General features: G+C 70.1%; 18 protein-coding genes. 7 read left to right on the forward strand and 11 right to left on the reverse strand.

Features of this window, described 5'->3' with window-relative positions; translation table 11 throughout:
* The first annotated feature begins 4 nt into the window (after positions 1-4).
* Entirely contained in the window at positions 5-1,252 is a 1,248-nt protein-coding gene (gene ispC / locus AC07OH_RS29645) for a 1-deoxy-D-xylulose-5-phosphate reductoisomerase (protein WP_495303073.1), read from the forward strand.
* 94 nt (positions 1,253-1,346) lie between these two features.
* On the opposite strand, the gene phnY is transcribed toward ispC, so the two are convergent.
* The 4 genes from phnY to psrA form a co-directional block, all read right to left on the reverse strand.
* A complete protein-coding gene (gene phnY / locus AC07OH_RS29650; RefSeq protein ID WP_492737068.1) occupies positions 1,347-2,804 on the reverse strand; it encodes a phosphonoacetaldehyde dehydrogenase in 1,458 nt (485 codons plus the stop codon).
* A gap of 21 nt (positions 2,805-2,825) precedes the next feature.
* Entirely contained in the window at positions 2,826-4,073 is a 1,248-nt protein-coding gene (gene phnA / locus AC07OH_RS29655) for a phosphonoacetate hydrolase (protein ID WP_495303074.1), read from the reverse strand.
* Positions 4,074-4,102: 29 nt separating this feature from the next.
* Positions 4,103-5,416: an MFS transporter gene (locus tag AC07OH_RS29660; protein WP_492683059.1), complete on the reverse strand. Its 1,314-nt coding sequence runs from the start codon at positions 5,414-5,416 to the stop codon at positions 4,103-4,105.
* Positions 5,417-5,519: 103 nt separating this feature from the next.
* Positions 5,520-6,614 carry an iron-containing alcohol dehydrogenase PsrA gene (gene psrA, locus AC07OH_RS29665; RefSeq protein ID WP_495303075.1) on the reverse strand — a complete coding sequence of 365 codons (1,095 nt, stop codon included), beginning with the start codon at positions 6,612-6,614 and terminating at the stop codon, positions 5,520-5,522.
* 175 nt (positions 6,615-6,789) lie between these two features.
* On the opposite strand from psrA, the gene AC07OH_RS29670 reads away from it, so the two are divergent.
* From AC07OH_RS29670 to AC07OH_RS29695, 6 genes are all read left to right on the forward strand, one after another.
* On the forward strand, positions 6,790-7,674 hold the full coding sequence (locus AC07OH_RS29670) for a LysR substrate-binding domain-containing protein (RefSeq protein ID WP_495303076.1): 885 nt from the start codon (positions 6,790-6,792) through the stop codon (positions 7,672-7,674).
* Between the two features lie 86 nt (positions 7,675-7,760).
* Positions 7,761-9,314 carry a class I adenylate-forming enzyme family protein gene (locus AC07OH_RS29675; protein ID WP_495303104.1) on the forward strand — a complete coding sequence of 518 codons (1,554 nt, stop codon included), beginning with the start codon at positions 7,761-7,763 and terminating at the stop codon, positions 9,312-9,314.
* On the forward strand, positions 9,315-10,436 hold the full coding sequence (locus tag AC07OH_RS29680) for an SLC13 family permease (protein WP_495303077.1): 1,122 nt from the start codon (positions 9,315-9,317) through the stop codon (positions 10,434-10,436).
* A gap of 38 nt (positions 10,437-10,474) precedes the next feature.
* On the forward strand, positions 10,475-11,164 hold the full coding sequence (locus AC07OH_RS29685) for a helix-turn-helix domain-containing protein (RefSeq protein WP_495303078.1): 690 nt from the start codon (positions 10,475-10,477) through the stop codon (positions 11,162-11,164).
* Positions 11,165-11,228: 64 nt separating this feature from the next.
* On the forward strand, positions 11,229-12,080 hold the full coding sequence (locus AC07OH_RS29690) for a DMT family transporter (protein ID WP_495303079.1): 852 nt from the start codon (positions 11,229-11,231) through the stop codon (positions 12,078-12,080).
* Positions 12,081-12,159: 79 nt separating this feature from the next.
* On the forward strand, positions 12,160-12,489 hold the full coding sequence (locus AC07OH_RS29695) for a hypothetical protein (RefSeq protein WP_095747028.1): 330 nt from the start codon (positions 12,160-12,162) through the stop codon (positions 12,487-12,489).
* A gap of 31 nt (positions 12,490-12,520) precedes the next feature.
* On the opposite strand, the gene AC07OH_RS29700 is transcribed toward AC07OH_RS29695, so the two are convergent.
* The 7 genes from AC07OH_RS29700 to AC07OH_RS29730 form a co-directional block, all read right to left on the reverse strand.
* The gene (locus tag AC07OH_RS29700) at positions 12,521-13,564 is read right to left on the reverse strand and encodes an NADP-dependent oxidoreductase (protein WP_307696685.1); all 1,044 of its coding nucleotides are present in this window, start codon (positions 13,562-13,564) and stop codon (positions 12,521-12,523) included.
* 118 nt (positions 13,565-13,682) lie between these two features.
* Positions 13,683-14,045: a DUF3325 domain-containing protein gene (locus tag AC07OH_RS29705; RefSeq protein ID WP_447747628.1), complete on the reverse strand. Its 363-nt coding sequence runs from the start codon at positions 14,043-14,045 to the stop codon at positions 13,683-13,685.
* 31 nt (positions 14,046-14,076) lie between these two features.
* The gene (locus tag AC07OH_RS29710; protein WP_495303080.1) at positions 14,077-14,715 is read right to left on the reverse strand and encodes a DUF4198 domain-containing protein; all 639 of its coding nucleotides are present in this window, start codon (positions 14,713-14,715) and stop codon (positions 14,077-14,079) included.
* Positions 14,716-14,767: 52 nt separating this feature from the next.
* Positions 14,768-16,948: a TonB-dependent siderophore receptor gene (locus AC07OH_RS29715; protein ID WP_495303081.1), complete on the reverse strand. Its 2,181-nt coding sequence runs from the start codon at positions 16,946-16,948 to the stop codon at positions 14,768-14,770.
* Positions 16,949-17,119: 171 nt separating this feature from the next.
* A complete protein-coding gene (locus tag AC07OH_RS29720; protein WP_495303082.1) occupies positions 17,120-19,600 on the reverse strand; it encodes a TonB-dependent siderophore receptor in 2,481 nt (826 codons plus the stop codon).
* Positions 19,601-19,685: 85 nt separating this feature from the next.
* Positions 19,686-20,624 (reverse strand): FecR family protein, encoded by a 939-nt coding sequence (locus AC07OH_RS29725; protein ID WP_495303083.1) that lies wholly within the window; start codon positions 20,622-20,624, stop codon positions 19,686-19,688.
* On the reverse strand, positions 20,617-21,156 hold the full coding sequence (locus tag AC07OH_RS29730; protein ID WP_495303084.1) for a sigma-70 family RNA polymerase sigma factor: 540 nt from the start codon (positions 21,154-21,156) through the stop codon (positions 20,617-20,619). Before AC07OH_RS29730 ends, AC07OH_RS29725 begins: the two co-directional genes overlap by 8 nt.
* Positions 21,157-21,225 lie beyond the last annotated feature (69 nt).

Consider the following 21,225-nt stretch of genomic DNA (forward strand, 5'->3'; position numbering starts at 1 on the left):
CGCCATGCCCACGCAACGCCTCACCCTGCTCGGCGCCACCGGGTCGATCGGCGACAGCACGCTCGACCTCGTGGCGCGCCACCCCGACCGCTTCACGGTGCATGCGCTGACGGCGCACCGCAACCTCGACAAGCTCTTCACGCACTGCGTCGCCTTCCGCCCCGAGGTCGCGGTGGTCGGCGACGCGCAAGACGCCATGCAGTTGCAGAACCGTCTGCGCGCGGCCGGCCTGCGCACCGAGGTCATGCACGGCCCGCAGGCGCTGTGCGAGGTCGCGCAGTCGGCGGGCTGCGACACGGTGGTGGCGGCCATCGTCGGCGCGGCGGGGCTGCTGTCGTCGCTGGCGGCGGCGCGCGCGGGCAAGAAGATCCTGCTGGCGAACAAGGAGGCGCTCGTGATGTCCGGCGCGCTGTTCATGCGCGCGATGGCCGCGCACGGCGCCGCGCTGCTGCCGCTGGACAGCGAGCACAACGCGATCTTCCAGTGCCTGGCCGGCGCGCCGGCCGGCGGCGCGGGCGTGCAGCGGCTGGTGCTCACCGCCTCGGGCGGGCCGTTCCTGCACCGCCCGTTGGAGGCGCTGGACCGGGTGACGCCCGACGAGGCCTGCGCGCACCCCACCTGGCGCATGGGCCGCAAGATCTCGGTCGACTCCGCGACGATGATGAACAAGGGCCTCGAGACCATCGAGGCGCGCTGGCTGTTCGCGATGCCGCCCGAGCGCATCGAGGTGGTGATCCACCCGCAGAGCGTGATCCATTCGATGGTGGCCTATGCCGACCAGTCGGTGCTGGCGCAGCTGGGCCGCCCCGACATGCGCACGCCGATCGCGCACGCGCTGGCCTGGCCCGAGCGCATCGACTCGGGCGTGGCGCCGCTGGACTTCCTGCAGCTCGCCCACCTGAGCTTCGCCGCGCCCGAGCTGAAGCGCTTTCCCTGCCTGCGCCTGGCGCTGGAGGTGCTGCGTGAGGGGTGCGCGGCCAGCGTGACGCTCAATGCGGCGAACGAAGTAGCGGTCGATGCCTTCCTGAACGGGCGCCTGCGCTACACCGACATTGCGCACGTGGTGGAAGACTGCCTGCAACACGCGCCCGCATCTGCGCACGAGAACCTCGACGACATCCTCGCGGCCGATGCGCATGCGCGCGTGCTGGCGGGTCAGGCGATCCAGCGTGCGGCGTTGCGGTCCCCATCGCCGGCTGTCCCGCTTTCCGAGTCGGTCACCTTGGACGAAGGCATGGGGGCGCGGCTGTAGCGCGACAGCCACTTGGCCGCGACGGCCAACGCCATCGGCGGCGGGGTCTCACGCACGGCGCGCGACGCGCCATGCGCCTCGTGCGCCGCGCCGCTCACCATGGCAGCGAATAGGTCTTGGTGTTGGTGAAGCTCTTCATGGCCTCGAGCACGCCTTCCTTGTAGCCCAGGCCCGAGTCCTTGATGCCGCCGAAGGGCGTGAGCTCCAGGCGGTAGCCCGGCACCTCGCGCACGTTCACGCTGCCCACATTCAGCTCGCGGATGAAGCGCGTGATGTAGTCCAGGCGGTTGGTGCAGATCGAGGACGACAGGCCGTAGGCCGTGCCGTTGGAGATGCGGATCGCCTCGTCGATGTTCCTGAAGCGGATCACCGGCGACACGGGGCCGAAGGTCTCGTGCTTGGCGACGGTCATCTCGGGGTCGACGTGGTCGAGCACGGTGGGCGAGTACAGCGCACCGCGGCGTTCGTTGCCGTACAGGAGCTTGGCGCCGGCCGCGATGGCTTCGTTGACCACGGCTTCGAACTGCTTCGCAGCGGCCTCGTCGATCACGGTGCCCATGTCGGTGTCGGGGTCCATCGGGTCGCCGTACTTCAGTGCGCGGGTCTTCTCGACCAGCAGTTCGACGAAGCGATCAGCGACCGATTCGTGCACCAGCATGCGCTTCACCGCCGTGCAGCGCTGCCCCGAGTTCTTGTAAGAACCATTGGCGGCCAGCGTCGCCGCTTCCTCGATGTCCGCGTCTTCCATCACGATGATCGGATCATTGCCGCCCAGCTCCAAAATCTGGCGCTTGTAGGTGGCCTTGCCCGCGATGTACTTGCCGATGGGCACGCCGCCGGTGAAGGTGACGAGGTCGACGTCGGCATTGGTCAGCAGCTCGTCGGCGATCTCCTTGGGGTCGCCCGTGAGCACCGACAGCATCTGCGGTGGCAGGCCCGCTTCGTACAGGATGTCGGCCAGCAGGAAGGCCGTGAGCGGCGTCTTCTCGCTGGGCTTGAGCACGATGCGGTTGTTGGTCGCAATGGCCGGCGCCACCTTGTGGATCACCTGGTTCAGCGGGTGGTTGAACGGCGTGATGGCGGTGATGGCGCCCAGCAAGGGCTCGCGCATCGTGTAGACCTTGCGGCTCTTGCCGTGGTGCGTGAGGTCGCAGGAGAACACCTGGCCGTCGTCCACCAGCGCCTGGTTGGCGGCGAACAGCAGCACGTCGGAGGCGCGGCCCACTTCATACAGCGAGTCCTTGCGCGACAGGCCCGACTCGAGCGTGATGGTGCGCGACATTTCATCCAGGCGCGAGGCGATGATCTCGCCGGCGCGCATGAGGATCTTGTAGCGCTCGTAGCGCGTGAGCGTGGGCTTGTAGTCGCGGGCGATGCGCAGGGCATTGCGCACGTCGTCCAGCGTGGCCTTGGGCACGGTGGCGATCACCTCGCCGGTGTACGGGTAGGTGACCTCGATGGTGCGGTCGCGGTGGACTTTCTCGCCGGCGATGCGCAGCGCTTCGCGGTACACGGTGCCGGGCTTCAGGGCGGCGTGGTCGGACTTGCTCATGGAATGCTCCGTCAAATAAGTTCAGGCGGCGGCCACCAGCGGGCCTTGGGCGTGGTTCAGTGCGAGGTCGAGCGCGTCGAAGTTGCGCAGCCGGCGCGTGCTCGCAACGCCCGCGACGGGGCGGTTGCAGATCAAGGGCACCTTCTGCTCCGACACGCCGCCGTGCGAGCGCAGCGGCACTTCGAGCGCCGTGAGGTCGTGGCGCGTGGCCGAGGTTCCGATGACGGTGCTTTGCTCGCTGACGACCACGATGTCGCCGATGCGGTCGGGCGGCAGCTCGAAGCGCTGCGCGGCCTCCTTGCGCGAGAGCACGAGCTGCATGCCGGGGATGCGCTGGATGCGGTCGATCCAGCCGGGCACCTCGTCCTCGCTGGGCACGTACACGGTGGCGAACGAGCCGAGCGCGCCGTGGTGCACCACGTACGGATCGGTGATCGGCAGGATCACGCGCGCGCGGTCCGGGCCGTACCAGCCGTCGAGCACGTCCTGCAGGTAGATCACGTTGGGCGAACCGTCCGCGCCGTGCTTGTCGTTCATGCCGTGGTCGGCCGTGAGCACGATGGTGGCGCCCAGCGCATCGAGCTGCGCGAGGTAGCCGTCCATCATCTGGTAGAAGGCATTCGCTGCGGGGCTGCCCGGCGCGGCCTTGTGCTGCACGTAGTCGGTGGTCGACAGGTACATCAGGTCGGGGCGCTGCGACTCCATCAGCTTCACACCGGCCGCGAACACGAACTCCGAGAGTTCGGCGCTGTACACCGAAGGCACCGGCATGCCGACCATGTCGAGCACGTTGTCGATGCCGTTCTCTTCCATCGTCACCTGGTCCGACTTTTCGGACGAGAAGCAGATGCCCTTCATCTTGTGGCCCAGCAGCTTGCGCAGCTTGTCCTTGGCCGTGACCACCGCGAGCTTGGCGCCCGCGTCGGCAAAGGCCGCGAGCACGGTGCCGGCGCGCAGGTACTTGGGGTCGTTCATCATCACTTCCTGGCCCAGCTCGCGGTCGAAGAAGTAGTTGCCGCAGATACCGTGCACCGCGGGCGGCGCGCCGGTCACGATCGACAGGTTGTTGGGGTTGGTGAACGAGGGCACGACGCAATCGGCGAGCAGGTCGGCGCCGCCCTTGCGCATGGTGTCGAGGTAGGGCGCGACGCCGGCTTCGATGGCCGCGTCGAGGTACGCAGGCTCGCAGCCGTCGACGCAGACGACGACGACCGGGCGGACCATCCAGCGGTAGCTGCGGCCGTTCACTTCGAGTCGATCGGATTTCATGAAGAGGTGCTCCTTGGAAAGTTGGGGCTTCAGCGGCGGATGAACACCGCGATGCAGGCGCTGATGAGGCAGCTGGCCGCGACGATGGGGAACACCATCGAGGTGTTGCCCGAGTGGTCCAGCATCCGGCCGATCAGCGGTTCACCGAGGCCGGCCAGCAGGTACGAGAAGAAGTTCATGACACCGGTGGCGGTGCCGGCGCGTTTGGCGCCCACGAGGTCGGGGCACAGGGCCCAGAACGACGAGGCCGGGCCGTAGACGAAGAAGCCCGCGAGGAACAGCAGCCCCAGGCCGAGGATGCTGGTGGGCAGCAGGTACATGCCCATCGAGGCGACGCAGCCCAGCAGCATGTACAGCACGATGGCCTTGTAGCGCTTGGAGCCGAACACCTTGTCGGAGATCCAGCCGTTGGTGAGCGCGCCGAAGGCCATGCCCACGGGCAGCGCCACCGAGATCCAGGCCGGGTCGATCATGCCGTCGGCGGCCTTGGCCCAGTCCTTGCCCAGGAAGTGCACCGGCACCCAGACGATGAGGCCATAGCGTGCCGCGTTCTGGAAGCCGATGGCCAGCGCGGCGATCATCAGCTTGGGGTTGCTGAGCACGGCCTTGTAGCGCGACCACGAGCTTTCTTGCGGTTCGCCATCGGCCACGCCGGCCTGCGCCTCTTGCGGGTTGTTGTTGGCCACGCCGGTGTCGGGCGACTTGAAGCCCATGTCTTCGGGCCGTTCACGGGCGATCAGGTAGAAGGCGATGCCGCCCACCAGCATCAGCAGCACGGGGAGCCGGAAGATCCAGCGCCAATCGAGGTGCAGCACGTTAACGACGATGATCGACGTGACGAACGACAGCACCGAGGCGCAGCCGGCGGCGAACACGTAGAAGCCGTAGACCTTGCCGCGCTCGCCCGCGCCCCACCAGTTCGACAGCAGCCGGCTGCCCGGTGCCCAGCCCAGGGCTTGGAAGTAGCCGTTGATGCCCCAGGGAATCGCCAGGCTCTTGAAGCCGACCGCGAAGCTCACGACCCAGTTGGCGGCGCACGAGAGGATGGCGCCGGCGGTCATCACGCGGCGTCCGCCGAACTTGTCGCCCAGGTTGCCGTTGATCGCCTGCCCGACGGCATAGCACCACAGCAGCGAAGTCGAGGCCCAGCCGAGCACTTCTTTGGAAAGACCGAACTCCTTCTGGATGCCGGGGATGGCGAAGCCGAAGGTCTGGCGCCCCGTGTAGAAGAAGAAGTAGCAGAACATGGCCGCCAGCAGCATCCGCCACTGCGCCTTGCGGAACGAATTGTCGAGGGGGCGTGCGTAGGTGCCCGCCTGCAGGATGGGATTGGCCGCTTGCATGGTATGTCTCCTTGTCTTGACGGGCGTGGGGCCCGTGGGGCCGGCTCGATGGCCGGCATGCTGTCTGTCTGGTTGTCTTGTCTCGCTGCGCAGTCCCTGCCTGTCAGGCCAACGCCGCCGCGCCGATGAAGTTCTTGCCGCGCGCCCCGTCCATGGCACGCGCGATCATGGCCGCCGCTTCGCTGTCCGCCACGCCATAGTCGGCAAACTCGGTCTTCACGCCAAGCCCCTGCAGGAAAGCCCTGAGGCGCTGCGTGGCGGTCGCCAGGTCGGAGCCGAACAGCAGCTGCAGCGTCTGGTCGCGGTCGGGCGAGCGGGCCCAGGCTTTCTCCAGCACCAGGGGCAGCGTGAACGAGCAGGCGATGCCGTGGGCCAGGCCGTGGCGCAGCGTCATCTCGTAGGAAATGGAGTGCGCCAGCGCCGTCTTGGTGTTGGAAAACGCCATGCCGGCCTTCAGCGCGGCCAGCGCCATGCGCTCGCGCAGGTCGAGGTTGCCCAGGTCTTTGAGCAGCGCCGGCAGGCAGTCGAAGATGTCGCGCACGGCCGAGACGGCGAAGGTGTCGGAGACCGGGTTGGCGTTGACGTTCCAGATCGCTTCGAGTGCGTGCGAGAGCGCATCGAGCCCCGTCGACACCGTGGTGCCCGCCGGCACCGAGAGCATGAGCTCGGGGTCGACGATGGCGGCCTCGGGCCAGGTGGCGTCCAGGTGCAGCGAGTATTTCTTCTGGTTGCCGGCGTCCCAGATGGTGGCCCACGGCGTCACCTCGCTGCCGGTGCCGGCGGTGGTCGGCACGGCGATCAGCGGCTTGACGCTGGCGGGCACGAAGGGCTTGCCGGTGGCCAGCAGCGCAACGAGCTCGTCGAACTGGCCGTTGGCCGTGCCCACCATCAGGGCCTTGGCCGTGTCGATGGCGCTGCCGCCGCCGACCGCCACGATGGCGTCGCACGGCGCGTCCGATTGCCAGAAGGTGTTGTACAGCTCGCGCAGGTGGGCGACGTCGGGGTTGGGGCGCACGTCGTCGATGACGGTGACAAGCGCGTCGCCCAGCAGCGCCTGCAGGCGATCGGCCAGGCCCAGGCCGCGGGCCTCGGGGAAGGTGACGAGCGCGACGCGGCGCCCCGCCAGGAGCGAGGGCAGCCGTGCGAGGCTGCCTCGCCCGGAATGAATGGACACGGGATTGCGGTAGGCGTGGGGCATGTTTTTTGTCTCTGGTTTCTGTCTGGGCCGCAGTGTCGAAGCGGCGCACCGGGGCGTCCAATCGCATTTCGCGCGTGCGACCCGTCCAAAACCGATGGATGCCTTCGGGAAAGCCTGCATAGGCGCAGGCGCTGCATCTGAGGGAGGCTCGGCGCACGCCCCTCACGATCGCCCCATGTTTCACCAGTACTACAAGTGGATCCGCTGCTTCCACGCCGTCGCCAAGACCGGCGGCTTCACCACGGCCGCGCGCTACCTGCACATCGGCCAGCCCACCGTGACCGACCAGGTCAAGGCGCTCGAGGAGCGCTTCAACGTCGAGCTGTTCCTGCGCAGCGGACGTGCCGTGCGGCTCACGGCCGCAGGCGAGCAGCTGTATGCGATCACGCAGGGCCTGTTCGGGCAGGAGGAAGAGGCGATGCAGTTCCTGCAGCGCGCCCACACGCTGCGCACGGGGCTGGTGCGCGTGGGCGCGGTGTCGCCGCCCATCGCGCTGGAGCTGGCACGCAGTTTCAAGCGCCGCCACGCCGGGCTCGACCTGACGGTGTCGATCGGCTCCGAGGCCTCCACGCTCAGCGGGCTGCAAGACTTCGACATCGACGTCGGCATCCTCGTCGAGCCGCCCGAGATCGAAGGCCTGTACCAGGTGCCGTACCGCGTGGAGCGCATCGTGGCCGTGGTGCCAGCGAAGCATCCGTGGGCCAAGAAACGCACCATCGCCACGCGCGACATCGCGGGCGAGCCCGTGATCCTGCGCGAGCCCGGCTCCAAGACGCGCCACCGCGTCGAGCGCGCCTGCGCGCAGCAGGGCGTGCAGATGCACTGCGTGATGGAGATCAACAGCCGCGAGGCCATCCTGCATGCCGTGGCCAACGGCATGGGCGTGGGCTTCGTGACGCAGATCGAGTGCATTCCGCTGCCCGGCCTGAAGATGGTGGAGATCGACGACGACGAGCTCTCGATCAGCTACTCGCTGTGCTGCCTGGCGGTGCGCAAGGACCGGCCGCTGATCCGCGCGCTGTTCGAGGTGGCGCAGCAGGGCGACGACACGGCCGGCTGATCGGGTTTCGTCGCGGGCGGCACACCCTGCGGCGGGCTTCTTCGCTATCCTGCCGTCTGGCCTCAGACGAAGGATCGACCTTGAACTTGCACCCCGCCCTCCAGGACGCCGCCGCGCGCGACTTCGGCACCCTTGCCGACCTGGTCCGCCTCCACGCCCAGCACACCCCCGAGCGCCCCGCGCTGGCCGATGCCCAGCAGACGCTGGACTACCGCGCGCTCGACGCGCTCATGGACCGCATCGCCGCCGCCCTGCAGCGCGACGGCCTGCGCGCGGGCGACGCCATCGCCGTCTGCGCCGCCTCGTCGGTGCCCTACGCCGCCGTGTTCCTGGGCGCGCTGCGCGCCGGCGTGGCGGTGGCCCCGCTGGCCCCCGGCTCGGCGCCCGCCAGCCTGGCGCGCATGATCACCGACGCCGACGCGCGCCTGCTGTTCACCGACGCTTCGGCCGCCGAGGTGGTGGGCGCCGCGCAGGCCACGGGCCTGCCGCACATCGCGCTCGACGGCTCCAATGTCGGCCGCGCGCTCGACGACTGGCTCGCGGCGCCCGGCGCGAAGCCGGAGCCGGTCGACGTGCAGCCCGACTGGGCCTTCAACATCATCTATTCGTCGGGCACCACCGGCGAGCCCAAGGGCATCGTGCAGGGCCACGGCATGCGCTGGTCGCACATCCAGCGCGGCGCCAAGTACGAGTACGGGCCCGAGACGGTCACGCTGCTGTCGACGCCGCTGTACTCCAACACCACGCTGGTGGTGTTCTTCCCCACCCTCGCCTTCGGCGGCTGCGTGGTGCTGATGCCCAAGTTCGACGCGCTGGGCTACCTCCAGCTGGCCGTGCAGCACCGCGTGACGCACACCATGCTCGTGCCGGTGCAGTACCAGCGCCTGATGGCGCACCCGCGCTTCGACGCGCACGACCTGTCGACCTTCCGCCACAAGTTCAGCACCAGCGCGCCCTTCAACGCGGCGCTCAAGGCCGACGTGCTCCAGCGCTGGCCCGGCGGGCTGGTCGAGTTCTACGGCATGACCGAAGGCGGTGGCACCTGCATCCTGGAGGCGCACCTGAACCCGACCAAGCTGCACACCGTGGGCCAGCCCGCGCCGGGCAGCGACATCCGCCTGATCGACGAGGAAGGCAACGAGCTGCCGCGCGGCGACACCGAGGTGGCCGGCGAGGTGGTGGGCCATTCGGCCGGCATGATGACCGGCTACCACCGCCAGCCCGCGAAGACGCGCGAGGCCGAGTGGTTCGACGCCACCGGCAAGCGCTTCATCCGCACCGGCGACGTGGGCCGCTTCGACGCCGACGGCTTCCTCACGCTGTTCGACCGCAAGAAGGACATGATCATCAGCGGCGGCTTCAACATCTACCCGAGCGACCTCGAAGGCGTGCTGCGCGGCCATGCGGCGGTGGCCGACGTGGCGGTGGTCGGCGTGCCGTCCGAGCAGTGGGGCGAGACGCCCGTGGCCTTCGTGGTGCGCCGCGAGGGCGATGCCACCACCGAAGACACGCTGCTCCAGTGGGCCAACGCCCAGGTCGGCAAGACCCAGCGGCTGGCGCGCCTGCGCTTCATCGACGAGCTGCCGCGCAGCGCGATCGGCAAGGTGCTCAAGCGCGAGCTGCGCGACCTGAGCGCCTGAGTGAGCGCCGCAAGCACCGACACCGCCCCGCCCGAACACGGCGGCGGCAACGGCCTGCTGTGGGTGCTCGTGGCCGTCGCGGTCGTGTTCGCCTTCGTGCGCCCGCGCGCGCCGATGGACTGGCTGCGGCTGGTCGATTGGCAGACCGTGGGCGCGCTGGCGGGCCTGCTCGCCATCACCCAGGGCGTAGAGAAGAGCGGCATGCTGCAGGCCGCCGCGCGGCGCCTGCTGGCGCACACGCACAGCCAGCGCGGCCTGGCGATGGCGCTCACGGCCACGGCCGCGCTGCTGTCGGCGCTGGTGACCAACGACGTGAGCCTGTTCCTGCTGGTGCCGCTCACGCGCGTGCTGGCCGTGCAGGCGCACCTGCCGCTGGCGCGGCTGGTGGTGCTGCAGGCGCTGGCCGTGAACGCGGGCTCGGCGCTCACGCCCATCGGCAACCCGCAGAACCTGTACCTGTGGCACCGCTCGGGCGAGAGCTTCTTCGGCTTCATGGCCATGATGGGCCCGACCGTGGCGGTCATGCTGTTCTGGCTCTTCGTCGCTGTGTGGTGGCTGGTGCCGCGCACGCCGATCGCGCTGCGCGAGGAGGCCGAGGCCGCGCCCGTGCAACCGCGCCTGCTGGCGCTGGCCGGCGTGCTGTTCGTCGGCTTCGTGGTCGCGCTCGACCGCCACTGGTTATTGCCCGGCCTGGGCGCGGTGTTCGGCGTGCTGCTGCTCACCTACCCGCGCGTGCTGCGCGGCATCGACTGGGCCTTGCTGGCCATCATCGCACTGATGTTCGTCGACCTGCGCCAGGCCGCCGAGCTGCCCGCCGTGGCAGCGCTGCTGGGCCACTGGCCCATCGGCGAAGGCTGGCGCGCCTACCTGGCGGCCATTGCCGCCTCGCAGGTCATCAGCAACGTGCCGGCGGCGATCCTGCTCGACCGCTACGTGCACGACCTGCCCGCGCTCGCGGCCGGCGTGAGCGTGGGCGGCTTCGGCTGCGTGCTGGGCTCGCTGGCCAACCTGATCGCGCTGCGGCTGGCCAAGCTGCCGCACGGGCTGCGCGAGTTCCACCGCATCAGCATTCCGTTCCTGCTGGTGTGCGCGGCCTCGGCGCTGCTGCTGCGGCTGGGGTGATGACAGGCGGCGGGGCGGCGCGGACAATCGCTCCCGCCATGCACACGCCCGCCCCCGTCCTCTCGCTGCGCGACTACACGCAATCTCGCGGCAGCCATGCGCACGACCACTTCCAGGTGCTGCTCGGGCTCGACGGCGTGCTCGAGATCGAAGTCGAAGGCCGCGGCTCGGGCATCGGTACGGGCCAGGCCCAGGTGGTCGCGCCCGGCGACCGCCACGATTTCGAGGCCCGGCGCGGCGGCAGCGTCTGCCTCGTGCTCGACACGCCGCATGCCCCGTGGGCACGCTGCGTCGAACAGCCGCCGGCCGATGCGCCCCGGCTGCACGCGCTGGCCCGCTACCTCGCGCACTGCCTGCAGCAGCCGCAGCACGCGGCGCTCGCCCTGCAGCACGGCCCGGCGCTGCTGCTCGAGGCCTGGGGCGCCGCCCCGTCGGTCGCAGACACGCGCCGCCGCCGCATCGACTGGCCGGCCCTCGCAGCCTGGGCGCAGGCGAACTGGCACCGGCCGCTGGGCGTGGCCGACCTGGCCGAGGTCGCCTGCCTGAGCCCCAGCCAGTTCGCGCAGCGCTGCCGCGAGGAACAGGGCCGCAGCGCCATGCTCTGGCTGCGCACGCTGCGGCTGGCCCATGCGCGCGAACTGCGGCTCGAAGGCCTGAGCGTGGCCGAGACGGCGCGCCGCACGGGCTACCGGTCGCCGTCGGCGCTCACGGCCGCGCTGCGCCGCTGACACCGTCGTTGCGCGACGACACACCGTCGGGCCGCGACGAACGCCGCGCGTAGCCTCGGCATCCATGCCCGCCACCGTCTACGCCCTGCTCGCCATCGCGCTGTGGGCCACCCTCGCCACCTTCGGCACCGCGCTGTCGCACCTGCCGCCCTTCCTCCTGACCGGGCTGGCGCTGATCGTCGGCAGCGTGCCGAGCTGGCCGCTGGTGCTGCGCGACCGCCGCGCCTGGCGCGTGCCGCCGCGCACGCTGGCGCTCGGGGTGTACGGGCTCTTCGGCTTTCACTTTTTGCTGTTCATCGCGCTGCGGCATGCACCGCCGGTGGAGGCCAACCTCGTGAACTACCTCTGGCCGCTGCTGATGGTGGTGCTGGCGCCGGTGCTGCTGCCGGGCGTGTCGCTGCGCCCGCTGCATGTGGTGGCGGCGCTGCTGGGCTTTGCGGGCGCGGCCATCGCGATCCTCGGCGCGCGCGGCGGCAGCGCGGCGCTTCCCGGCGCGCCCGCCACCTACTGGGGCTTCCTGCCCGCGGCCGGCTCGGCCTTCATCTGGGCCAGCTACTCGCTGTGGACCCAGCGCGTCACGCCCTTCCCGACCTCGGCCATTGGTCTCTTCGGGCTGGTGTCGGGCGCGCTCTCGCTGGCCTGCCATGCGCTGCTGGAGCCTGCCGTTGCGCTGTCGGCGAAAGACGGGCTGCTGGTCGCGCTGTGCGGCCTGGGCCCGCTGGGCGCGGCCTTCTTCGTGTGGGACATGGCGCTCAAGCGCGGCGACGCGCGGCAGATCGGCATCCTGAGCTACCTCACGCCGCTGGCCTCCACCGCGCTGCTGCTGGCCGTGACCGGCCGGGCGCTCACGGCCAGCATCGCGCTGGCGGCGGCGCTGGTCATCTCGGCCGCCGTGATGGGCACGCGTGCGAAATGAGACAAATCAGGGCGATGCCCGACAGAGCTTGTCGTTTTTTGTGGCTAGAGTGGAGGCTCAGGAAAAAGGAGTCACCCCAATGGATCAGAAGAACAACAAGACCGAGGATTTCGAGATCACGCCCAAGCTGGTGTTCGACATGAACCTGGCGCTGTACCTCGACCTGGTGGCCGCGCTGGAGGGCGCGGGCGCCGTCACCTACCGGCAGATGGCGGCGCGGGTCCTGAACATCAGCATGGACGCCCGCACCGACGGCGACACCAACCTGTCGACCGTGCTCGAAGGCATCGCCCAGGGCTTCGCAGGCCACGGCGACGGCCTCTCGATCGAACTGCTGAAAGCCGCGCGCGGCCTGCGGGAGGACGATGCGATGGGCGACATTCCGATGCGGCCCAACCTGGACGATTGAGGTCCGGGGCGCCGAGGCGCCCCTTCTCTTGTTACTCCTCGGCGACCTGGAGCACCAGCTTGCCGAAGTTCTCCCCCGCGAACAGCTTGTTCAGCGACTCGGGGAAGGTGTCGAGGCCCTTCACGACGTCTTCCTTGCTCTTCATGCGGCCGTCTTTCAGGTAACCGGCCATCTCGGCGATCGCGATCGGGTAACGGTCGGCGTAGTCGAACACCACGATGCCTTCCATGCGCGCGCGGTTCACGAGCAGGCTCAGGTAGTTCTTCGGGCCTGCCGCCGGCATGCTGTTGGCGTTGTTGTACTGGCTGATGGCGCCGCAGATGATCACGCGGGCCTTGCGTGCCAGGCGTGCCAGCACGGCGTCCAGAATCTCTCCGCCGACGTTGTCGAAGTAGATGTCCACGCCCTTGGGGCAGTGGGTTTTCAGGCCTTCGCGCACGGCGCCCGCGCCGGCCTTGTAGTCGATGCAGGCGTCGAAGCCCAGCTCCTTGACCACCCAGTCGCACTTGGCGGCGCCGCCGGCGATGCCGACCACGCGGCAGCCCTTGATCTTGGCCAGCTGGCCCACGGTCTGGCCCACGGCGCCGGCCGCGCCCGAGACGACGACGGTTTCGCCGGCCTGGGGCATGCCCACGTCCATCAGGCCGAAGTAGCCGGTCATGCCGGGCATGCCCAGCACGTTGAGCCACTGGGTGATGGTGCCCACGCGCAGGTCGACCTTCACGAGGCCGTTGCGCTTGATCTGGTCCTGCGGGATCAGCATGTATTCCTGCACGCCGAGCGTGCCGTACACGGTGTCGCCCACGGCGAACTGCGGGTTCTTGGAGGCCACCACGCGGCCGATGCCGCCGGCGCGCATCACCTCGTCGATGGCCACGGGCGGGATGTAGCTCTTGGCGTCGTTGAGCCAGCCGCGCATGGCGGGGTCGAGCGACAGCGACAGCGTCTTGACCAGCACGCCGCCCTCGTCGGGCTGGGCCACGGGCTCGGTGCTGAAGCGCCAGTGCTCGCGCGTGGCCGTGCCCTCGGGGCGCTTGGCAAGACGGACCTGGTGGTTGGTGAGGGCGCTGCTCATGGTGTCTCCTTGATGGGTGAATGTGCCGGGCATCGGCGACGCAGCCGCATCGTAGTCGCGGGCCAAGACCCCGCGCGTAGCGCAGGCGACAGCCCGCGCGCGCCCTCCGGGCACCCTGCTATGGAAGCAGGAGCAGCCCGTACGCCGCCGCCGTGGCGACGCCCAGCACCGAGGCCACGGCGCCGACGCGCCGCGCCCAGCCGGGCCGGTAGCTCACGAGGCCGACCACCACGAGCGCGGCGGCCGTGAGCGCGCCCAGCCACAGCACCCAGCCCATGGCCGGCCCGCGCAGCCGGAGTGCCGCGACCAGCGACAGCCCCAGCAGCGCCGCGCCGCCCAGCTGCTGCCAGGGCCGCGACGGGCCCGGCGTGCGGCCGCGCCCGTGGGCGTCTTCGTAATGCCGGTCCATCGCCAGGCTCAGCGTGACGAAGCCGCCGAGCGCCGACGCGAACAGGGCGCACACCAGCGCGAAGGTGCTCATCAAAAGCACCCCCGCGCCGGAAGCCCCGCCCTCACCGGACGACGAAGCTCAGCGTGGCGACGTGGCGCGTCTGCGTGTAGGGCTTGCCATCCCAGCTGCCCTTGCCGTCCTTGTCGGTGTGGTTCACCTCGACCACGTACTGGCCGGGCCAGGGCGTCTGCAGCGTGACCTGGCCGGCGTCGTCGGTGGTGAACTTCTTCTCCCACTTGGGCGGGCCGAACACGACCACCTCGGCCTTGGGCAGCGGCTTGCCCGCGAGCAGCAGCGTGAAGCTGTTGCTGTGGGCGGCCTGCGGCACGAGCTCGAGCGTGTGGCGCGCGACGGTCTCGGTGCGGCCGGTGCGCGCCTGGTAGAGGCTCGCCACGCCCTTGTCGCTGACGTAGGCGCCCACGAGGCGCGCGTCGCCGCTGGCGTCGGCCTTGACCACGAAGTGGTCGGCATGGCGCGTGGCGGGCGTCTGCTTGCCGTCGGCGGCGATGCCGCGCGGCGCGCTGACCAGCTTCAGGTGGCCGGACTCGGTCTCGCGCAGGTCGTCGGCCCATTCGCCGAAGTAGGCCTTGGCCTCGCCGCCCGCGGCGGGTTCGAGCCAGACGAAGTGGGCGTGCGCGGCGCCCGAGAAAACGAACGCGGCCGCCGCGAGGGTGGCAAGGGAGAACAGGGGTTTCTTCATGGTCGATGCTCCAGGTTGATTGATGGTTGAGACGGAATGGAAGGCTGCTTGTTCAGAACTTGGCGCGCAGGGTCAGGCTCACGTTGCGCGGCTCGCCCCAGAACACGCTGTCGTAGAAGCCCACGTTGCGGTAGTACTTCTTGTCGAAGACGTTGCGGATGTTCAGTTGCGCCGTGACGTTCTTGTTGATCTCGTAGCTGGCCATGAGGCTGAAGACCGCGTACGCCTTCTGCGAGATGCGCGGCAGCGGGTCCTTCATGCTGAACAGCGGCGGCTGCCCGTACCACGACTCGCCGTAGATGCCGCTTTGCGCCGTCATGTCGCCGCCGACCTTCAGGCCGCGCCAGGCGCCACTGAAGCGGTAGGCGGTCGACAGGCGCAGCAGGTGCCTGGGCTGGTTGGGCACGGCACGCGCGCCCTTGGCGGTCTTGGCATCCAGGTAGGTGTAGCCGGCGGCCACGTTCCAATCGGGCGTGATCTGGCCCGACACGTCGAACTCGAGGCCGCGCGCCGTCACGCCGTCGCCGCTGGCCACGTAGGCCTGGCCGCCGTCGGGCAGGCGAAAGCCCGCGGGCACGCTGCGGTCGAGCTCGGCCAGGTTCTTCTTCTTGACCTGGAACACGGCCGCCGACGCATTGAGCGCGCCGCCGAAGTACTCGCCCTTCACACCGAGCTCGGCGCTGGTGCCGGTCTCGGGCGTGAGGTACTGGTCGTTGCGGTCCTTCGAGGTCTGCGGACGGAACAGCGTGGTGTAGCTGGCATACAGCGAGTGGCGTTTGTCCAGGTCGTAGACCACGCCGACATACGGCGTGACCTCGTCCTTCGACTCCGACTTGCCCGTGGTACGCGTGTACTGCAGCGCCGTGTTGTAGGCGTGGGTGTAGCTGCGGTAGTTGCTCACGCGCGCGCCGACGATCACGCTCAGCGGGTCGGTGAGGCTGAAGCGGCCCGCCACGTAGCCGCCGTTGAGCTGCGTGAAGCCCACGGTCTTGGAGCCGTCCGCCAGGAAGATCGGGCGCGGGATGTTGCCGGTCCACGTGCGGTAGTCGGGAATGGCCTCGGCGTACGGGATCACCGGCGTGCCGCCCTGCGAGGTGTAGGTCTGGTTGCCGCCGTTCCATCCGGCGATGAAGGTGTGGCGCCGCCCGAACAGGCTGAAGGGGCCGGTGGCGTACAGGTCGAAGTTGTCGTTGACGTACTCGCCCTCGCCCCACACGCCGCTCCACAGCTTCATGCCCTGGCCGGTGAAGCGGTTGGGGTAGCCCGCGCCGCCGTTGGCCACGGTGGTGTTGTTGGTGCTGGTGGTGCGCGCATAGCCCAGGTGCACCTTCCAGTCGTTGTCGAAGCGGTGCTGCAGCGAGACGAAGGCCGTGTGCTGCTTGTTGGCCCAGGTGCTCCACGGCGCGCTCAGGCTGGTGTGGCGCGGCAGGTTGGCCAGCGTGCCGTCGTGGTTCCAGTACGGAACGGCGCCCCAGGTCGCGCCCGTGGGCTTGTTGTCCTGGAAGTCGATGCCGGCGGTGAGCAGCGTGGAGCGCGTGAGGTCGGCCTCGACGATCACCATGCCCACGGTCTTGCGCTCGTGGTACAGGTCCATGTACGAATCGCGGTCCTGCCAGGCCAGCGCGGTGCGCGCGCGGATGCGGCCGTCGGCGGTGAGCGGTACCGACAGGTCGACCTCGGCGCGCTTGTGGTTCCAGCGCCCGTAGCTGAGCGAGGCGCTGCCCTGGAACTCGCGCGTGGGGCGCTTGCGCACCGAGTTGATGGTGGCTGACGGATCGCCCGTGCCGCCCATGAGACCGGTGGCGCCGCGGATGACCTCGATGCGGTCGTACAGCACGGTGTCGGACAGCGGCGAATTCGGGCCGCGCGGCATGCCGTCGATCTGGAAGTTGTTGATCGAGAAGCCGCGCGCCGAGTAGTTCACGCGCTCGCTGTCGGCCTGCCCGACCATGATGCCGGTGGTCTGGCCCAGCACGTCGTCGATGCGGGCGCTGCCCAGGTCGTCCATGCGCTCGCGCGTGATCACGGTCACCGACTGCGGCGTCTCGCGGATCGACAGGTCCATGCGGGTCGCGGTGGAGGCCTGCTCGGCGGTGTAGGAGCGGCTGCCCTCGGTGCGGCCGCTGCGGTCGCCCGAGACGGTGACCTCGGACAGCGCCGCGCCGCTGGCGGCGGGCTGTTGCTGCTGCTGCGCGCTGACGACGCCGCAGCAAAGCAGGGCGACGAGGGCCACGGGAGACCGCCGGAAGCGGGCGCGTGAAAACGAATGCTGGTTCATGGCATGAAGAAAGGGGGCGGCCCGACCCGGGAGGTCGGCAACGCCCGTTGGCAGGAGATGGCTAGCGACGCACCCGGCCGCGAAGGGGCCGGCAGCGACCTGGCTGCGGAGAAAAAACGCGGTGCGTCAGTAGGTGCCGCGCAAGGTCACGAGCAGGTGGCGCGGGGCGCCGTAGAAGCTGCTGCTGGTGCTGGTGCGGTAGCGCGTGTCGAAGACGTTGTTCAGCGCCACCGACACGGCAAGGTGCTTGTTGATCGGGTAGCGCGCCATGAGGTCGAGCGTGGTGTAGGCCTGCTGCGTGAAGCGCGCATGGCCCGAGGGACCGAGGCCCGTGCTGTAGGTGTCGCTCTGCCAGTTCAGGCCACCGCCCACCGTGAGGCCGTTGCCGATGCCGGCGATGCGGTAGCTGGTGAAGAGCTTCAGCAGGTTCTTCGGCACCTGCGTGTTCAGGCGCCGGCCGGCCGCGTCGCGGGCCACGCTGTGCGCAAAGCCGCCGCCGACCTGCCAGCCGGGCAGCAGCTCGCCGGCCACTTCGAACTCGTAGCCGCGCGTGGTCGTGCCCTTGGCGGCGCGGTAGGCGGCCGAGCCGTCGGGCGCGAACTCGTTGTCCAGGCGCACGGCGAGGTTGTCCTGCTTCACCTGGAACACGGCGGCGCTGAGGTTGAGTCGGTCGTTGTGGAAGGCGCCCTTCACGCCGGCTTCGTAGGCGTGGCCCTCGAGCGGGTCGAGGTAGGTGCCGCTGCGGTCCTTGCTGGCCTGCGGCTTGAAGATGCTGGTGTAGCTGGCGTAGGCCGACCAGTGTTTGTCGAGGTCGACCACCACGCCCGCGTACGGCGTGACGACGCCCTTCTCGCTGCGCGTGGTGAGGGTGGCGGTGCGCTGCAAGGGGACGGTGCGCGTCGCGTCCTTCCAGTCGCTCGCGCGTGCGCCGACGATCACCGAGAGCGCATCGGTGGGCCGCAGCCGCACCGTGGCATAGGCGCCCGACTGGCGCGTGGCGGTTTCCTGCCGGCCGGTCACGGGCTGGTGCGGCTGGGCGGGCAGGTCGCCGGTCCAGCTGTTGAAGTTCGCGATCCACGGATCGAAGCCCGCGACGTTCCAGCCCGCGTACAACGGCGCGTCGCTGTGCGTGCGCGAGGCGTTGTAGCCCAGCACCAGCTCATGGCGCCGGCCGAGGAGCTCGAAGGGGCCGCTCGCGTACAGATCGAATGCGTTCTGCACCGGCACCGCGTTCCAGCGGTTCGTCCACAGGCCGAGCCCCGCACCGGTCGCGCGGTCCATGTAGCCGCGCAGCGCGTAGCCGATGACGTCGTCGTAGGCGCGGCGCGAGCGGTTGAAGGCGGCGTGCACGGCCCAGCCGTTGTCGAAGCGGTGGTCGAGCGCGGCGAAATACTGGCGCTGGTCCTGGTACGAATGGGCCCAGCGCGCGGCGGCGCTGCGCGAGCGGCCGTAGTCGGCCTCGGTGCCGTCGCTGAAATGCAGCGGCAGGCCGGCGCGCGCCACGCCGTCGTTGTCGTGGCGCTGCAGTTCGAAGCCGGCGCTCAGGCGCGTGCTGCGCGCGAGGTCGGCTTCGACGATGCCGTAGAACAGGCGCTTCTTTTCGTGGTGACGTTCGATCCACGAGTCGCCGTCCTGCACGGCCGCGACCACGCGCGCGCGCACGCGGCCGTCGGCGGTGACGGGGCCGCCGATGTCGAGCTCGGCGCGCTGCCGATTCCATGTGCCTGCGCTGAACGAGGCGCTGGCCTGCAGTGCGCTGCCCGGTCGCTTGCGCACGAGGTTGACGGTGGCCGCCGGCGTGCCCACGCCGTTGAGCAAACCGGTGGCGCCGCGCACCACCTCGACGCGGTCGTAGAAGGCCAGGTCACCGGTCTGCATCAGCCAGGTGCCGGCCTGCGGGATGCCGTCGACCTGGTAGTTCTCGACCTCGAAGCCGCGCGAATAGACGGCGTTGGCGTCGGTGCCGGCGTTGCCGCTCTGCACGAAGCTCAGGCCGGGCGCCTGGCGCAGCACGTCGCTGATCTGGCTCAGGCCCTGGTCGTCGAGGCGGTCGCGCGTGAGCACGCTGACCGACTGCGGCGTCTCGCGCAACGAGAGTTCGAGCCGCGTCGCGGTGCCGATCGCGCCGTCGGTGGTGTAGGAGCCCGTGCCCTCGGTGACGGTGCCGGTGTCGCGACCGCCGGTGACCGTGACTTCGCTGAGCGCACCGCCCGCGGGCGCTTCGGCCTGCGGCTTGGGGCCCGGTGCGCGCTGCGCCGCGACGCGCAGCGCGTAGCCGCCCGACGCACCGCGCACCGCTTCGAGGCCGCTGCCTTCGAGCAGCTGCAGCAGCGCCTCGCGCGCCGTGTAGCGGCCCTGCAGCGCGGGCGCGCGCTTGCCGCGCACGACCTCGGCATCGACACCGAGCAGCAGCCCCGTGCGCACGGCGAGCGCGGTCAGCGCGCTGCTCAGCGGCTGCGCGGGCTGGTGCCACTCGAAGGCCGCATCGGCGGCGGGCGCTTGCGCGGCAGCCGGCACGGCGAGCAGCACCAGGCTCGCGAGCGCGAAGGCACGGCGCAGGCGATGCCAGCGCTGCGCGGTCTCGGTCGGGTCTGCGGGTCCTGTCATGGTGTGGTGAATCTCTTTTCACCACCTATGACAAGCGGGCACGGGAAACGGGTAGCGGTGTGCGCGAAAAAGTTCGACCGCCCGGTCACGGCGGCGCCGTGGTGGTCACCCGCACCAGCCACGGCGACAGCGTCGACACGCGCAAGCTCGGCAGTGCGCTGGCAAGCAGCGCGAGCGCGGCGTCGCTCTGCTGGATCGGCAGCACGCCGGTGAAGCGCAGCGCGCCCAAGGCCTCGTCGTCGGCCAGCAGCAGGCCGGGCCGGTGCCGGCCGAGCTGGCGCAGCACCTCGGCCACGGGCGCGTCGTCGAACACCAGCCGGCCCTGCGGCCAGGCCAGGCCGCCGGGCGCGGCGGGCACGGTGTCGGTGGTGACGCCGCGGCGGTCGAAGCGCACCTGCTGCCCCGCCTGCACGTCGACCCAGCGGTCGTCGCCGCCCTCCAGCGGCTGCACGCGCACGCGCGATTCGGTGACGGTGACGAGCGTGTCGCTCGCCTCGCGCCGCACGGCGTAGCGCGTGCCGAGTGCCTGCGCGCTGCCGTCGCGGTCGACCACGGCGAAGGGCTTGTCGCCGTGCGCGACCTCGACGAAGACCTCGCCGCGCAGCAGCTGCACGCGGCGCACGCTGCCCGAGAAATCGATGTCGATGGCCGAGTCGCTGTTCAGCGCGACGCGGCTGCCGTCCTCGAGCCGCAGGTGGCGGATCTCGCCGACGCCGGTGCGTTCATCCGCCAGCCAGGCCTGCCACGGCATCGCGGCGCCCGCCACGAGCAGGCAGGGCAGCAGCACGAGCGCGCCCAGCGCCTGGCGCGAGAGGCCACGGCGCGCGGGCTGCGGCGCGGGGGTGTCGGGCGTGACCGACTCCCACATGCGGCGCATCTCGGCCAGGAGCCGCGCATGGCGTTCGTCGAGCGCGCACCACGCCGCGCAGGCGGCGCGCGTGGCGTCGTCCACGCTGTCGTCGGCGAGGGTCACGGCCCACAGCGCCGCCTCCTCGCGCAGGCGCTCGGCGGCCGCGTCAGGCATGGGCCGGGACGTCGGCGCTTTCCGTCTCGGGCACGGCCGCGGCCATGCGGCCGTGGCAATGCGCCAGCACCTTCGCGAGGTACTGCTTCACGCGCGTCTCGGACACGCCCAGTTCGGCCGCGATCTCACGGTACGAGCGGCCTTCGACGCGCGCCATCAGGAAGGCGGTGCGGCTCTTCACGTCGAGCTCGGTCGCCAGGAGCGCGAGCACCTGGCCCAGCAGCTCGCGCGCGCAGGCCCTGTCCTCGGCGCTCGGCGCGCAGGCGTCCTCGGCCATCAGCGCCACGGTGCGCAGCACCTCGGCCTCGACCTGCATGCGGCGAAAGCGGTTGATCATCAAACGGCTCGCCACCACCTGCAGGAAGGCGCGCGGCTGGCGCAGCACCGGCTGCTGGGGCAGCTCGATGAGGTTGAGAAAGGTGTCGTGCGTGAGATCGGCCGCGGTGAAGCCGCAGCGCAGGCGGCCCAGCAACCAGCTGCGCAGCCAGCCCTGGTGGTCGACGTACAGCTGCCGGACTTCCGGATGGGACATGGTGTGAAGGGGCATCGCGGGATACGATGCAATTGAGAGTTATTCTCAATTATATAGATTTGTAAAGAT

It is taken from the genome of Variovorax sp. GW821-FHT10C12, assembly GCF_059415405.1.